Below are 16,115 nucleotides of genomic sequence, written 5' to 3'. Positions count from 1 at the left end.
GAATTGGTCCATGAAGCCGTTTGCGGCAGTGTAGTCGGCCTGCCCGACGTTACCGGACCACGATGCAATCGACGAGAACAGCACAAAGAAATCCAGGTCGATGTCCTGGCTGGCCAGGTCCAGGTGCTCGGTACCCGCCACCTTCGGCTGCAGGACCTCGCTGAACTGCGCGCAACCCTTCTTGAGGATGAAATCGTCGTGCACGATGCCGGCGCTGTGAATGATGCCGTCAAGGCGGCCGTACTGGTCGACGATCGACGCCAGTACCCTCTGCGTGCCGGCGGCGTCGCGCACGTCCATCTGGCGGTACTCCACGCGGCCGCTTTTCTGCAGCGCCGCGAGCCGGATGCCGGCGTCGGACGAGCGCCCCGTCAAGACAACGCTGGCGCCCGTCGTGGCACGCAGGATCTCCGCCGCCACCAGCGCGCCCAGGCCGCCCAGCCCACCGGTAATCAGGTAGACGCCATGCTCCCTGAACGCGCATGGCGCCGCGGCGGGCATATCGACAGTACGCCAGCGCCGCGCCAGCCGGCTGTCGGCCGTGTAGTGCACGACGCGGTCTTGCGGATTGCCGACTTCGGTGCGCAGGCGGCGTGCCAGGTCGCCGCCCGGAATGGCCGGGCGTACCAGGACGATCTGGCCGACGATCCCCGGGTTTTCCAGGGCCGCCGTGTCGATCATGCCGGACAGGCCGGCAAACATCTGCGCGTCGTCGCGGTCCGCGACGACAATCTGCACGAACTGCGAACCCTGGGGCCTGGACTCCAGAATGCGCCGGATCGCCTCGAAACAATGGAGCGCGATGTCCGCATAGCCCTGCGAGAGCGCGCCGGTGACGATGTTCACGCTGGTGCAGCGTGATCCCGGCAGCAGCGCTTCCAGTTCGGCGGCGGCGATCTGCGGCAGGTCGCACAGGATGATGTGGTGTTCGCTGAATGCCGCCGCGTCGTCCTTCGCTGCCGCCGGTGCGGCGCAGCGCTCCCAGACGGGCGACGCCAGCAGCGTCGCGATCGGGCTGGCCTTCACGGGCTGCTTGTTGAGCGCCTTGATGCGCTCCAGGGCCTCCTGTTGCGAAAGCTTGCCGGCTGCCAGTGCGCGGTAGATGTTCGTTATCTCTTGCTTCATAGGTTCCCTAACTCGACAGCTTCGTCAACGGAGATCTTGTTGCTGACAATGTCAGCCAAAATCGCTTGGTAATGCGCTTCATCGAAGGCGGCGGCGCTTTCCATGGGGCGCGAGGAAAAGCCCCGCATCTGCACGCAGATGTCGCCGGCCGGGCCGCACAGGTCGATGTCGACCTTGATCAGGTCCGCCGATGCCCCCTGCCCGCCCGCCGAATAGCGCACCCAGGCCACCATCGTCTCCACACAAGGTGCGACGATGCGCAGCGATTCGAGGGCGAACGGCAGCGCGACCTTTCCGGATGCCTTGAGGCAGGTGTCGATCAGGGCGATCGATCCTTGCAGGGCGCTGTCCATCATGCTCGGATGAAGGACGTAATCTCCCGGGCGGCGCGCGCTTTCCGGCAAGCGCAGGTCGACCAGCAGCTCCCGGTCGCCCTGATGGACCGCCACGATGCCGCGCAAGGCAGCTCCGTAGCCAAGTCCCATGCCGGCAAAGGCCGGATACAGCGATGTCGCCGGCGCACTGGCGCCTGTCATCCGTGCCCGCAAGCGCTCCAGGTCGAGCGCCTGCGGCGGACTTTGCACGCCCATCGCGTAGCTGCCCTGGCAATGCAGCACTTCCTCGTCAGCGCTCTCGCTGTAGACTTCAAAGGCGACCTGCTCGCCGTGGTCGGAGAACACGGCAATCGTGACGCTTCGTGCCTCGGCAACGACGATCGGCTGGGCCCATGCGACGTGGCGCAGTTCGAGCTGGCCGATTGCCTTCTCCGCCGGCATCGCATCCATGAATGCGGCACGCGCCATCTCCAGGTACGCCACCGCCGGCAGCACCGGCTCACCGCCCACCCGGTGATCGGCGAGGAAGAATTCGTCGCCGCCGAACGTGCTGGTGTAACTTTGCTGGTTCAGGTCCGAGGTATTGCGGTGCAGGAGCGGATGCAGCACCGCCACCGCGCCGCGTGGTGCGGCGCTCTTGCGCGAACCTGTTCCGTCGACCCAGCAGCGCTCCCTGGCGAAGGGATAGGTCGGCAGGGTCATGCGGCGTGGCGTGGCGCCGGCATGCAGCTTGTTCCAGTCCAGCGCAAAGCCCTTGACCCACAGATCGGCGACCTTGGGCAGGTTCTTGCGCGCGACCCAGCTCTCGATCACGGCGCGCATTTCCGGATCGGCGGCGAAGGCGGACAGGGTGTCGTCGCCCTTCGATGCCTGGCCGCGAGCCACGTCGGGATCGCGTTCGCCGTCCAGGACCGCCTGGAGTTTCGCGGCCAGTTGCACAACCGAGTCGACCGCCAGGACCAGGCGGTGATCCATGTCGTCGCGGCCGGCTTGCAGGGTGTAGGCCAGGCTGGCCAGGTCGAGCGCGTGTTCCTGACGGCTGATGAATGCCAGCAGGTCGCGCACTTTTTGCTGCAATTGTTCTTCCGCCTTGGCCGACAGCGGCACCAGCACCTTGCCTTCCGGCGTGTGCGCGCGATGGGCCGATGGCGACGATGCCATATGCTCCTCGATCACCACGTGCGCGTTGGTGCCGCTGAAGCCGAAGGAACTGACCGTCGCCATGCGCGGGGCATCGCTGATCCAGTCGCGATACGCGGTGTTGACAAAGAACGGCGACCTGTCGAATTCGATGTGCGGATTCGGCTGGCTGTAGTGAAGCGAGGGCACCAGCTTGCGGTGCTTGATGCACAGCAGGACCTTGACGATACCCGCCACGCCAGCGGCAAAGCCGGCGTGGCCGATATTGCTCTTCACCGAGCCCAGTGCGCAGTGGCGCGCATCGTCCGCCGGCTTGCCGAATACCGACGCCAGCGCATTGACTTCGATCGGATCGCCCAGCGCCGTGGCGGTGCCGTGCGCCTCGACGTAGCCGATGCGCTTCGGATCGATGGCAAACCTGCTGTAGATCTGGCGCAGCAGTTGTTCCTGGGCGCGCGAGCTCGGCGCGGTGATGCCGTTGGTCTTGCCATCCTGGTTGATGCCGGAACCCCGGATCACGCCGAGGATCTGGTCGTTGTCGCGCTGCGCTTCCGACAATGCCTTGAGCAGCACGACCCCGCAACCTTCCGAGAACACGATGCCGTTGGCCGAGGCGTCGAAGGCGGCGCAGCGGCCGTCGCGCGATGGCATGCCCACTTGCGAAGTGAGGATGTGGCCGAGCGGCGTGGCCAGCACGTTGATGCCGCCCGCCAGTGCAAGCCGCGTTTCGCCGCTGCGGATAGCGGCGCATGCCAGGTGCACCGCCACCAGCGACGAGGAACAGGCCGTGTCGAGCGCCAGGGCCGGCCCCTTCAGGTTGAGGTGATACGAAATGCGCGCGGCCAGAATCGCGTTCGAGGTGCCCATGAACGCGGCGCCGGCCGTATCCTGGCCGTCGTCGGCCAGCACCCTTGCGTAGTCGCCGCTGGAGCAGCCCACATACACGCCGCACGCCTGGTTCGACAATGCACCCGGCGCGTAGCCCGCGCTTTCGATCGTCTTCCAGCACTCTTCCAGGAAAATGCGCTGCTGCGGATCGATCAGTTCCGCCTCTGCCGGCGAGATGCCGAAGAACAGCGAATCGAAGCTGTCGATGTTATCCAGGAAGCCGCCCCACCTGGAGTACGAGGTGTGCGGATGGCGCGGATCCGGGTCGTACCAGTCCGGCCAGGCGCTCCAGCGGTCCTCGGGCACTTCGGTCACGCAATGCGTACCGGATTTGAGGTTCTCCCACAGCGCATCGACGCTCTCGCTCATCGGATAGCGGCACGACATGCCGATGATGGCGACGCCCTCCTCGGCGGTGCCGACGACTGCCGGTAATGGCGATACGGTTGTCTGCTGTTCGATCGCCTTGCGCGCAACGCGGCGCAGGCTGATGGCGTCGATGACGACGACGACCTTGCCGGCGCGGTCGACCATCTCCACGTCAAACTCGATGGCATCGTGTTCGATGCTGCGCACCTGCGCATAGCAGCGGTAGTCGACGCCATCGAGCTCGCCGTGCACCGCCATCCGGCCGATCCTGTATGGCAGGAACTGGTCGTCGCTGGCGCCGAAGCGTTGGGCGGCAAGGTGCGCACCGTAGTTGATGACGGTGCACAGGGCGCCGTACAAGGCGAAGGGATTGGCGGTAAAGACAAAATCGTGCCGGGCGACCTTGATTATCCCCAGCGCGGCCGACTCGCCGAAGCGCAGCGATTGCAGCGGCGCGTAGTAAGTCCCGGCATTGGTGGCGATGTCCCCGTGATCGAGTGTCTTCAGGACCGCAAATCCATCGTGGAGGCGGCCGGCCGCAGGTGCGGCCGTGGTCGCGATAAAACCCTGCATGTGCAGCTTGTCGTTGCTGAAGTCGGGCGAGGCGCTCGACTTGACGAAGAACTGCAACTCGGCACCGGCGCGCCTGAACACGACCTTGATGTGGTTCTTCCGGCCCTGCGCGCCGACCATCGGATTGACGATGACGAGGTTCTTCAGCGCGACGCCGGTGCAGGCGAAATACGTCTTGCAGGCGCCCAGGACGAGTTCAAGATAGGCGTCCGTCGGCAGCAGGTGCGCGCCGAACACCACGTGCTCCTTGAGCGAGACATTGGTCGCCGGGTCGATTGCCAGGCGCACGGCGAACTCGCCATCGGCGTCGATATCGCCCTCGCCATCGCCGCAGTGGAAGTACAGGTCCTTGAACCGCCTGGCGAACTTCGGTTCGAAGCGGATTGTAGCCGCTTCACTAACGCGAGCCGGCGGCGCCACGACCGCGGGGACCGGCGCCACCGGGGCGGCGACGCTCATTTCGCCGCCGAGGAACGCCGCCAGCTCCCTGACGGTCGGGTAATCGTAGACGCGGGTGGCACCGATGCTGGTGCCGTGCTGTCTGTTGATGTTCTTGACCCACTCCACGCCGATGATCGAATCGAGACCGAGTTCCGTGAACGACTTGTCGATGTCGATATCGGACGGCTGCATGAACAACGCTTCCGCGAGGCTGATTTTCAGTTGCTGCCGAAGGCCGTCGCGCGGGACCGGCGCAGCTGGCGCCGGCTCGGCCACGCCGATCTGCGTCCGGATAAAATCGGCCAGTTCGCTCACGCTCGGATAATCGTAGACGCGGGTCGCCGATAACGCCGTGCCGAACTGCCTGTTCACCGCCTTCATCCATTCGACGCCGATGATCGAATCGAGCCCCAGGTCGGTGAACGACTTGCCCACATCCACGTCGGATGGAATCATGAACAAGGCTTCCGCTAGACTTGCCTTGAGCTGCTGGCGCACCTGCTCGGCCGGCACGGATGCCTCGCGCACCGGAGCGACGGGCACCGGCAGCGCGACGACAGGGGCCGCGACAGGCGCCTCATCCACCGCATCGATCCAGTAGCGCTCTTTGGCGAAGGGATAGCCCGGCAATCCCATGCGCCGTGGCGGGTTCTGGTAAAAGCCGGTCCAGTCGAGCGCCATGCCCTTGACCCAGAGTTCCGCCAGGCGTGGCAATTCTCTCCTGGCGATCCACTTGCCGATCATGGCCTGGAAGTCGCTGTCCGCACTCATCGCCGCCAGCGCGTCCTTGCTGCCGCTAACCTGGCCGCGATAGACCTGCGCGCCATCGAACGCGGCGAGCGCCTTTTCCAGCTCGGCGACGGTCGCCACGACGACAGCGGCGCGTTCGTTACCTTCTTCACGCCCGGTTTGCAGGGTGTATGCGAGGCTGGCGAGATCGATCCTGGCGCCGCCCTCGGCGCGGATGAACGCCAGCAGCTCGGCCGCCTTGCGCTGCAACTGCTCCGGCGTGCGCGCCGACAGCGGCACGATGACCGGGGCCCCGGTCGCGGCGCCAGCGGGTGCGGCCACGTACTGCGCAACGACCACGTGCGCGTTGGTGCCGCTGAAGCCGAACGAGTTGATCGCGGCGCGCCGTGGTTCGCTGCCGTTGCGCTTCCATTCTCGCAGTTGGTCGTTGACGAAGAACGGCGAATCCTTGAGCGAGATATGCTTGTTCAATCTGCTGAAATTGATCGTCGGCGGCAGCTGTTCGTGCTTGAGCGCGAGCAGCACCTTGAGCAGTCCCGACACCCCGGCCGCAGTCAGGCAGTGGCCGACGTTGCTCTTCACCGAGCCCAGTGCGCAGTAGTCCTTGTTGGTGGTGAATCTGGCGAACGACGCCTTGAGCCCCGCCACTTCGATCGGATCGCCCAGCGGCGTGCCGGTGCCGTGCGCTTCGATCAGTCCAATGCCGGCCGGATCGATGCCGAACCGGGTGTAGACATCGTTTTGCAGGCGCGTTTGCGAATCGGCATTGGGCGCGGTGATGCCGTTGGTCTTGCCATCCTGGTTGACGCCCCAGCCCTCGATGACGCCGTAGACGCAGTCGCCATCGCGCTGGGCATCGGCCAGGCGCTTGAGCATGACCACGCCGACGCCTTCGCCGTTGGCGATGCCGTTGGCGCGTTCGTCGAAGGTGAAGCAGCGCCCCTGCGGCGAGAGCATGCCGACCTGGGACGTCATGATCTGCATGGACGGCCCGGCCATGACGTTCACGCCACCGGCCAGCGCCATGTCGCTGGCGCCCGCTACCAGGCTGTCGCAGGCCATGGCAACGGCGACCAGCGACGACGAGCAGGCGCTGTCGATCGGTATGCTCGGCCCGTGCAGGTCCAGCAGGTAGGAGATCCGCGCGGGGAGGATCGACGGCGACGCCCCGGTGAATCCCTGGCCGCTAAGTCGTTCGCGGGTCGACAGCTGATGGTAGTCGCCCGCGTAGCAGCCGGCGAATACGCCGCACTTGCTGCCGGCGAGCGATTTCGGGTTGTAGCCCGCATGCTCGATGCTGTGCCAGCAGGTTTGCAGGAACAGCCGCTGCTGCGGGTCCATGCTTTTCGCTTCGCGCGGCGAGATGTTGAAGAAGGCCGCGTCGAACAGGTCGACGTCGTCGAGTGCGCCCATCCAGCGGCTATAGGTCTTGCCGGGTGCGGCGTCGCCGGCCTGGAAGTACAGGTCGATGTCGTAGCGGTGCTTCGGAATCTCGTCGATGCAGTCCCTGCCCTGCGCGATATTCTGCCAGTACTCATCCAGGTTGTTCGACTTGGCGAACTGGCCGGCCATGCCGATGATGGCGATGGCCTGCGTGGCCCGAACCGGCGGCAGCTCGGCCGCCTTTGCAAGTCCTGGCTGGCGCCATGATGTCAGCGTGACGGCGACCGGCTCCGGAGCCTCCACGACGGCGCCCGCAAGGCCGGCTTCCTCGGCCACGAAGGCGCTCAGCGCGGCCAGCGTCGGATAGCTGTACACCTTGATCGCCTCGATCGCGGTGCCGTAGGTGTCGTTGATCCTGCGGATCCATGTGACGCCGGTGATCGAATCGAGGCCCAGGTCGACGAACTGCTCGTCCTGCGCTATCTCGTGTTCCTGCATGCGCAGTTCGTGCGCCAGCATGGCCTTGAGACTGGCGCTGACGGCGGCAAGGTCCACCGCACCGGCGGGCGCGGCGACGGCGCTACGCTGTACCGGCGTGTCGCTGCCGAAGCGGCTCTGGATGCGTGCCAAGGTGTCCGCCTGGCCCACAAACGTCAGTTCGTGCATCGCCAGTTCGCGCGCCAGGGTATCGGCCAGGCTGACTTGCTGCGCTGCGGACCAGTGGCGTTTGAGCGCCACCAGCAGCGCACGCGGACTTTGCGCGATGCGGCGCGCCATCGCCAGGGCGGCAGGCAGGACCTGCTCGCGCGCGAGCGCCGAATGGCGCATGCCGCGTTCCTTGAGCTCTCCACCGGCAAATTCGCGTGCGGTCAGCAAGGTTTCGCGGGCCAGGTCGTGGCCGATTTTGGCCGGGAACATCTGCGTCGATCCTGCGCCAGGCGTAAAGCCATAGCCCATGTAAGGACTGACGTAACGGCTTTCGTCGCTGAACAGGGTGAAGTCGGCGTACATGCCCATCGCCCAGCCGGCGCCGATGCCGTGGCCCTGCATCGCGGCGACCACCGGCACGCTGCACAGCAAGGGAAGCTGGAACACCAGGTTGTCGGTAAATCTGGCGCGGCCCTCGTGGATCGCCAGCAGCGTGTCCTGCGTGCCGCCTGACGAGAAGTAGTTGTCGTAGCCGGTCAACAGCAGGACCTTGTAGGCGCCACTGGCTTCGACGTGCGCAAACACTTCACGCAAGCCGTTCGAAAAGGCATCCGAGAACATGTTCTTCGCATCGCGGTCCGCCATGCGCACTTCCAGCACGCCGTCCGGATGGGCGGTGGCCGAAATCACTGCCGATGCGAGCCTGAGCGCCGTCGCGGGCCTGGTCGCATGCTTTTCGGTGAGGTCAAGCGGGTTTGCCGCCTGGAGGAAGCCGGCGCTGCGCTTCTTCCAGGCGCCGAGAACGGCCGTCGGGAATGCCGATACCGCCTCGGCGATCTTCAGGGCCGTGGCAAGTACCCGGCCGGCCGGCACGACGTAAGGCATACCGAACTGGGTCCGCAATTCGGCGCCCGACGCCATGGCGCCGGCCATCAGGAACTGTTTTGCGGCGTCGTCGCCGAAGCGCAGCGAGGCCAACGCAGGCAAATGGGGATCTTGCAGCGGACCCGCATAGCGTCCCTGCTCGCTGTACACGCACGCGTCGCTGTAGTGGGCAAGCAGCCAGCCGGCGCCGCTGGCGTCGCCAGTCAGGGCGGCGACCACCGGCACGCCGGCGTCCAGCATGATGGCCCTGATGTTGTCCTCGTCCGCAGCCGGAAGGAATTGCGGCAGTTCGCTGGTCAGCACCACGCAGCGGCAAGCGCGCGTTTGCAGAACCTTGGCCAGGCTGTCCGTCAGGCCATCGGCGCTGCGGATTGTCACAATCAGAACGCGGTCGCCATGCAATGCAAGATGCAGGCCGTCGTACGCCGCTTGGGGTTGCGCATTTTTTGCGGTGACTGGCGCAAACCAGGCATCGGCGACAGCGGGAAGCGCGTGGACGGCCTCGGTAATCGCGCGCGCAAGGTGCTGTTTCAGCAGGCGCAGTGCGGTTTGCGACTTGGTCGCCAGTTCCGCTGCCAATGCCCGCGCCGCGCCGTCAACGGCATCGGCCGCGACAATCGGGCAGGTCCAGCCCTTGGCTTTGAGCTCCGCGCCGGTGGCGCCAGCGCTCAGGTACAGGAAGTCGTTCGCCTGCACCCGGCCGTAGCGTTCGGCCAGCAGGTCCTCGGCAGCCGATGGATACAGGCCATCGGCCGGCTGGGCAAAGGCGTACCGCGCCGATTCGCTGCACACCACGAAGTCGCACACGGCGGCCAGCAGGAAGCCGGCGCCCGTGGCATCGCCCTGGGCGACTGCAATGACGGGGTACGGGAATTCGGCGACGGCCTTGTACAAGCCCGCTTCGACTGCCTGCCGGTGTTGCGCCAGGCCGCCGGTGAGGAAAGCGCGGGCGCCGCCTTCGATGGTCAGCGCTTTTGCCGCCGGTGCATCGGCGACCGCGCGCATGGCGCGCAGCAGTTCGCCGATCAGCGCCGGCGAGAGGCTGGCATCGGCGATCCGGATCGTGAAAATGCCGTCGCCAAGGTCGAACAGGCCGACCGGCGATGCGGACGTTGCCGGCGCCGGCGCATCGAATACGGTTCCGGACAGCGAAATGCGCGGTTTGCTGACATGGCGATAGGCGTCGGCCGGTACCGCGTCCGGCGCGCGCAAGGCAATGCTGCGCTGCGGCTTTTCCGGCAGCGGATTGTCGACGCTGAACTGAACCAGTCGGGCTGGCGCCTGCACTGGGACGCCCGCCGCTGCGCGCCACGCCGCGCGGCCCTGGCAGTAAACGACCTCACCACGATAGATTTCGAACGCCACCTGATCGCCGCGTTTGTCGAACAAGGCGATGGTGACCGCAATGCCGCCCGCATCATCGGGCTGGGCAAAGGCAAGGTCGCTCAGTTCCAGCATCATCGATGCGGAAGGCGACGGCATCGACAGGCCGACCGCGGCGCGCGCCATGTCCAGGCACGTTGCGCGGGTCAGCCGATGCGCAAAGGTGGACGTATAGCTTTGCTGCGTGAAATCCGACGTGTTCGCGTGCAGCAGCGGATGCGGCGCCGATTGCAAGGTCGCCGTGCGCGGCGCGATCTCCAGCCAATGGCGCTGGCGCGCGAACGGGTACGTCGGCAGGCTGACCAGCGGCGGCCGGGTAGTATGCAAGCCGCTCCAATCGACGTCCGCCCCCTTGACCCAGCTCTCCGCCAGCGCTGCCAGCGGCGACAGGTCCGCACCAGCGGTCCGCCCGTCGACGTACGCCTGCAAGCGCTCGACCAAGGCGGCGGCCGAATCGGCGACGACGGCGAAGCGCTGCGCCATCGCTTCGCGTCCCGCGCCAAGGGTGTAGGCGATGGACGCCAGCGGCAGCGCGCCACCTTCGGTGCGCATGAAGGCCAGCAGGTCGCGCGCCTTCTCGCGCAGTTGGTCGGTGCTGCGCGCGGACAGCGGGAAAATCATCATCGCAGCCGGTTGCGCTGCCACCGCGGCCGGCACGTACTCCTCCACGATCACGTGCGCATTCGAGCCGCCGGCGCCGAACGACGAAATGCCGGCGATGCGCGCCACCTGCCTGCCGCCCACGACAGGCCGCTCCCACGCCGTCAGGGTCTGATTGACCACGAACGGCGTGCTGGCAAAATCGATGTGCGGATTAAGGCGCGTCGAATGCAGCGACGGCACGATCTGCCGGTGCTTCATCTGCAGCAGGACCTTGGTCAGTCCGGCGATGCCGGCGGCAGCCTCGCAATGGCCGATGTTCGATTTGGCGGAGCCGATCAGGCAGAAGCCCGTGTCCTCGGTACTCTCCTGGAACACGCGGCTGAGGGCGGCGATCTCGATCGGGTCGCCCAGTTTGGTGCCGGTGCCGTGCGCCTCGATATAGCTGATGTGGCGCGGCTCGACCCCGGCCTGCGCCAGCGCCTGGCGGATCGCGCTGGCCTGCGCCTGCGGATTGGGCACGGTGTAGCCGTTGGTGCGGCCGCCATGGCTCAACGCACTGGCGCGGATGACGCCATGGATATGATTGCCGTCGCGCTGAGCGTCCGCCAGCCGCTTGAGGACCACCACGCCAACGCCTTCGCCCGGAATATACCCGTCGCCGCCCTCGCCGAAGCTCTGGCAATGGCCGTCGCCGGAGATGAACTGGCCGGAACTGAGCATCAGGTATTTGTTCGGGTGGATCGTCACGTTCACGCCACCGGCAATGCCCACCGGCGTGCGGCCAAGCTTGAGGTCCTGGCACGCGAGGTGGATCGCCGTCAGCGACGAAGAGCACATCGTATCGACCGCCATGCTCGGGCCGTGCAGGTTCAGCGCGTACGACACGCGGTTGGCGATGCTCGCCACGTTGCTGGCCATGCCCATGCGCTTGCCCTGCATGCTAGCCTCGGCCCCCAGCAGCTGGTATTCGCCGTACATCACGCCGGCGTACACGCCGACCTGCCCCGGCAAGTCGCTGCCGTTCGGGCTTTGCAGCGAAGCGCGGGTGTAGCCGGCGTCTTCGATTGCCATCCACGCGTGTTCCAGGAACAGGCGTTCCTGCGGATCGATGGTTTCCGCTTCGAGCGGCGAGATATTGAAGAAGCGCGCGTCGAATTCGTCCACGCCGTCGATGAAGCCGCCCCATTTGCTGAAATGGTGACCCTTTTTGGTGCGGTCGTCGGTGTAGTATTCGCGCCAGTCCCAGCGATTGCCCGGCACTTCGACGATGCAGTCCTTGCCGTCGCGCAGATTGTCCCAGAAGGCGTCCAGGTCGCGCGCTTCCGGGTAGCGGCCGCTCAGGCCCACGATTGCGATGGCATCGGTGTCGGGCAGCGCCGGCTGCGGCGCCCTGTCCTCGGCGCGGCGGCGGCTGCGGATGCTCGATGTCGGCTCCTGTCCGGTCGGCGCGCTCAGCGGCGCCTTGGCCGCGCCCGAGAACAGCGCGGCCAGGGTCGCGCCGTGCGATGCGGCGAAGTAGCCGGCCAGTTCGCGGATGTTCAGGTATTCGAAGAACAGGGTTTTCGGCAGCGCGCCGAAGCTGTTCTCCAGCACGCGCGTCAGGTCCAGTGCGAGGATCGAATCGATGCCGTAGTCGCCCAGCGGCGCGCGCGGGTCGACCATGTCGGCCGCCAGCTTGAGCAAACCTGCCAGTTGCGTGCACAGGAAGGCTTCGCATTGCTGCGCCAGGCCATCGGACGGCACGGCCGGCGCTGCCGGCGCGGCCACGTGCAGCGCGGCGCCGACGCCGAGCGCCCGCTGCATGGCGTTCAGGTTCCCTTCCATGACCAGCGTGTGCCCCACGCCGAGCGCGAGGCTGCGGTAGAACATGCGCATGCCGGTCCTTGACCGCATCGGATGGATGCCGGTCGCCTCGTGCAGCTGGTCGCGCGCCGCGGCGTCGACCTGCATGCCGCCGTCTTCCCACAGCGGCCAGCCGATGGCGACGGTCCTGCCGTTGCCCCGGCTGACAGCGAATTCGTTCAGGAAGCCGTTGGCCGCCGCGTAATCGGCCTGTCCCAGGTTGCCCACGGACGCCGTCAGCGACGAGAACAGCGCCAAAAAGTCCAGGTCCAGGTCGCGCGTGGCCTGGTCCAGATGGACGGTGCCGGCCACCTTGGGTCCGAGCACCTGGCGCATTTGCTGCGCCGTCTTCTTGAGGATGAAGGCGTCGGCGGTCATGCCGGCGCTGTGGATGATGCCGTTGAGCTGACGGTGCTCGGTGCGGATCGCTGCAATCAGGGCGTCCACCTGCCCTGCATCTTCCAGGTCGACCTGGCGGTACTCGACGCGCGCGCCGTCCGCCTGGAGCGACGCCAGGACCGCCTGCTTCTGGCCGAGGTCCGCCATCGCGGCGCGCCCGGTCAGGACGATGGTCGCCGTCGCGCAGCGGGACAGGATCTCTTTTGCGAACAGCACACCCAGCCCGCCAAGCCCGCCCGTGATCAGGTACACGCCATGATCCTTGAACGGGCTTTCGGCAGGCGCGTCTTCGCTCAGGAAGCGCCATCCCGCCGTGTGGCGGGCGCCGCCCTCGTATTTGATCAGCGTATCGTGCGCGTGGGCGCGTTCGGCCAGCAGCAGGGCCGCCAGGGCGTCGGTCTGCACGCCGGCGTCGACCAGCACGATCTGGCCGGCCACCTGCGGGTTTTCCAGGGTGGCGGTCTTGAACATGCCGGACAGGCCGGCGTACAGGGTATTTTCTTCCGTGTTCGGCAGCACCAGCTGCAACAGGGTTTTTCCTTGCGGCTTGCTGTTGACGAGCGACTGGAGCTTGTCGAAGCAGGCCAGCGCCATGTCGGCGTAGCGCGTTGCGGCGTCCTCGCCGGAATCGAGCGGCCGCACCAGGCAGTCGCGCGCGATCCTGTCGGCGTCGACCTGCGGCAGCCCGCACAGCATCACATGCTGCTCGGCGTGCGCCGCCTGGCCGGCCGCCGCGTCGTTGCGCTGCCATTCGCGGGTGGCCAGCAGGCTGCCGGGTACTTCGCGGCCCAGCGGGCGCGGCGCAAAGCCACGGATGCGCACGCACAGATTGCCGTCAACGTCGAGCATGTCGATATCGAAGCTGGCCGCCTTGTCGCCGTCCGCATGGCGTGCCCAGACCAGCATCTCGGCGCTGCATGGGGCCAGCAGCTGCACGCTGTCGATCGCGAACGGCACGATCGGCGCGCGTGGCGGACGGGCCGGATCGAACATCAGCACCGTGGCCGCCTGCAAGGCGCCGTCCATCAGGCTCGGATGCAGCACATAGGCCGCGCCGCCGGCCTGCACGCTGGCCGGCAGGTTCAGACGGGCGAGCAAGGCCCGGTCGCCGCGCTCGATGCCGGCGATCGGCCGGTGCGCCGGCCCGTAGGCCAGTCCCATTGTCTCGAACGCGGCGTACAGCGCGGGCCCGGACCAGTGGCCCTGCCCCATCGATTCGGTCAACTGCGCGGGATCGAAGCGTTCGGCCGTGACACCGGTGCTGAACTGGCACCAGCCCTGGCAGTGAATCTGGTCGTCCGATGCGTAGATCTCGAAGCCGATGCGCTGGTCCGCCACGATGGCGATGTTGACCTGCGTGTCGGCGTCGACCGGGATGGGCCGCAGCCAGACGATGTCGCGCAGTTCCAGCACGCTGGCGTCCGCGTGGACGGGCGCGGCCTGCTCGATGGCGGCGCGCGCCATTTCAAGGCAGGCGACCGCCGGCAGCACCTTCTGCAGCGCCGATGCGCCCGGTTTGGTGCGCACCAGATGGTCCTTCAGGAAGAATTCTTCGCCGTTGAAGGTCGAGCTGTACTTTTGCTCGTTCAGATCGGACTTGTTGACGTGCAGCAGTGGATGCAGCATCGCCGCGGCGGGAGCGGCAGCAACAGGATCGATCCAACAGCGCTGTCTGGCGAACGCGTAGGTCGGCAGGCTGACGCGCTTGCGCCTGGCGCTCCCATTGAGCGCATGCCAGTCGATGTCGGCGCCGCCGACCCACGCTGCGGCCGTTTCGCCTTCGGGCAGGCTGTCCGGATTGCCGTCGAGGAAATTGGCGAGCCGCGTCCGCAGTTCGGCCAGCGACCCGGCCACGAAGGCAGCGCGCATGCCCATGGCCTCGCGTCCGGTCTGCAGGGTGTAGGCCAGGTCGGCAAGATCGAGCACGGGTTCGCTGGCGAGGAAAGCGGCCAGCTTCTGCACCTGGCCATGCAGGCTGGCGGACGATTTTGCCGACAGCGGCACCACGACCGGCCCGCTGGCAACTTTCTTGCCGGACCGTTTTGGCGCGACATAATTCTCGATAATCACAAACGCATTGGTCCCGCCGACGCCCAGGCTGTTGACCGCCGCGCGCCGTGGCTTGCCGCCATCGTCCCATTGCTGCAGGCCGCCATTGATGAAAAACGGCGTATTGTCGAATTTGATACGGGGATTCGGTGTGGCGTAGTGCGCGGTCGGCGGAATCAGGCCGTGCCTGACCGCGAGCACCGCCTTGATGAAGCCGGCAATGCCGGCCGCCGCCTCCAGGTGGCCGATGTTGGCCTTGACCGCGCCCAGCGCGCAAAACGCCTTCTTGTCGGTCTGCTCCTTGAAGGCGGCGGACAGGGCCTTGACCTCTTCCGGGTCGCCCATGAGCGTGCCGGTGCCGTGCGACTCGACGAAGCCGATCGACCCCGCCTCCACATCGGCCCTGGCCAGCGCCGCGCGCACGCAGGCGATCTGCCCCTTGGCGCTGCTGGCGGCATAGCTCATCTTGCCCTTGCCGTCGTTCATGATGGCCGAGCCCTTGATGACGGCGTAAATATGGTCGCCGTCGGCAATCGCGTCGGCCAGGCGCTTGACCAGCACCAAGCCCAGCCCGCTGCCGAACACCACGCCGTCGGCCGCCTCGTCGAAGGCCCTGATCTGCCCGGAGCGCGAAAAAATGTAGCCTTCCTGATAGTGATAGCCCTGCACGTGCGGCACGCGCACGGTGACGCCGCCGGCAAGCGCCATGGCGCATTCGCCATGCAAGACGCTCTGGCACGCCTGATGCAGGGCCACCAGCGAGGTCGAGCACGCGGTCTGCACGGTCATGCTCGGACCGGTCAGGTTCAGCTTGTACGAAATATAGGTCGCAAGGAAATCCTTGTCGTTGCCCAGGTGCGTAGCACCCGCCGTGATCTTCTTGAAGCGCTGGTCGAGATTGACGAAATTGGCGAAATAGCTGGTCGTGACCCCGCCCGCGCCGGCAAACACGCCGATGTTCTGGGCTTCCTTGCGGGCGTGGCCGGCATCTTCCAGCGTTTCCCACGCGCATTGCAGCAGCAGGCGGATCTGCGGATCCATCAGCTCCGCCTCCAGCGGCGAGATCCTGAAGAAGCCGGGGTCGAACATCGCCACGTCGTCCAGCAGGGCCGACGCTTTCACGTAGGCGCTGTCGGCGATATCGCGCTCGGGCACGCCGGCGCTTCGCAGTTCTTCGTCCGATAGCGCGCGAATGCTGTCCTTCTTCGCGCAGATGTTCTCCCAGAACTCGGCAACACTATTGGCACCGGGGAATTTCCCCGACATCCCGATAACGGCAACACGTTGGTCCTTGATATTCAT

Annotated in this window: 2 protein-coding genes (1 of these 2 cut by a window edge); both read right to left on the bottom strand. The window is 66.5% G+C overall.

The genetic code is table 11. The annotated features are described in order from the left end of the window. Nucleotides 1-1,125, bottom strand: the start of a protein-coding gene (locus EJB06_RS04695) for an SDR family NAD(P)-dependent oxidoreductase (RefSeq protein WP_126072828.1). It extends 12,972 nt beyond the left edge of the window; 1,125 of the gene's 14,097 nt are visible here — the first part of the coding sequence; its start codon is at nt 1,123-1,125; its stop codon lies off the left edge, out of view. Beyond that, nucleotides 1,122-16,115, bottom strand: a complete 14,994-nt coding sequence (locus EJB06_RS04690; RefSeq protein WP_126072827.1) for an SDR family NAD(P)-dependent oxidoreductase — start codon at nt 16,113-16,115, stop codon at nt 1,122-1,124. Before EJB06_RS04690 ends, EJB06_RS04695 begins: the two co-directional genes overlap by 4 nt.

The organism is Massilia atriviolacea (genome assembly GCF_003953935.1).
In the GTDB taxonomy this organism is placed as follows: domain Bacteria; phylum Pseudomonadota; class Gammaproteobacteria; order Burkholderiales; family Burkholderiaceae_D; genus Telluria_A; species Telluria_A atriviolacea.
The sequence above is the reverse complement of the archived record's forward strand: the minus strand, read 5'-3'. Positions and strand labels throughout refer to the sequence as shown.

Coding starts and splice junctions, on each gene's coding strand:
- EJB06_RS04690 (WP_126072827.1), bottom strand. CDS start 16,115: ATGAATATCAAGGACCAACGTGTTGCCGTTATCGGGATGTCGGGGAAA.